This is a genomic window from Priestia sp. BR_2 (assembly GCF_041954005.1).
In the GTDB taxonomy this organism is placed as follows: Bacteria; Bacillota; Bacilli; order Paenibacillales; family Paenibacillaceae; genus Paenibacillus_AQ; species Paenibacillus_AQ lautus_A.
In genome coordinates this window covers 1-649 of the sequence record NZ_JAVFHM010000217.1, presented here as the reverse complement: position 1 = coordinate 649, position 649 = coordinate 1, and the positions used below count along the sequence as shown (strand labels likewise).

2 protein-coding genes and 1 pseudogene are annotated in these 649 nt (G+C 37.9%); all 3 read left to right on the top strand.

Going from position 1 to position 649, the window contains the following annotated elements:
* Window positions 1–81 (top strand): annotated as a pseudogene (locus RB298_RS15660) (DsrE/DsrF/DrsH-like family protein); the annotation flags it as partial.
* A 27-nt stretch (window positions 82–108) separates the two neighbouring features.
* Window positions 109–465, top strand: a complete 357-nt coding sequence (locus tag RB298_RS15655) for a rhodanese-like domain-containing protein (RefSeq protein ID WP_486047542.1) — start codon at window positions 109–111, stop codon at window positions 463–465.
* A 22-nt stretch (window positions 466–487) separates the two neighbouring features.
* On the top strand, window positions 488–649 hold a 162-nt coding region (locus tag RB298_RS15650; protein ID WP_486047543.1), incomplete at its 3' end, for a rhodanese-like domain-containing protein.

Here is a 649-nt window from a genome sequence, read left to right as displayed (position 1 = left end):
CTGCTAGATAATATTGAATATGCAGGCGTAGCGGCGTATTTAGCCGACGCAGAAGACGGAAACGTAAACTTATTCATCTAAAAGATAACTCATGAAGCGAGGGTCAATATGGTTATCAATGCGCTTATTATCGTCTTTCTGCTGTGGTTTTTGTATCAGCGTTTTGCATCAGTAAAAGGTATTCAGCAAATAGCCACAACGGAATTAAAAGCAAATTTAAAAAATAAAAATAACCAGTTTATCGACGTGCGAACACCGCATGAATTCCGTACCAAACATATTAAAGGATTTCGAAACATTCCTTTATCAGAACTGCTAGCGCAAATAGGCCAGCTTTCAAAAGACAGGGAAGTAGTCGTTATTTGTCAAAGCGGAATGAGAAGTATGAAAGCAAGTAAACTGTTGAAAAAGCAAGGCTTTACATCCATCACCAACGTTAAAGGCGGCATGAATACGTGGAGATAAATCAAGAAGGAGGAGACGTAGCGTGAAGACAATAGCAGCACAAGAAGTAGAACAATTAGTAAAAAAACAAGAACAAATTCACATTTTAGATGTGCGTGAAGTAGAGGAAGTAAAAATAGGTAAAATTCCAAACGCGTTAAATATCCCGCTTCCTTTATTAGAGTTCCGTATGCATGAGTTAGAC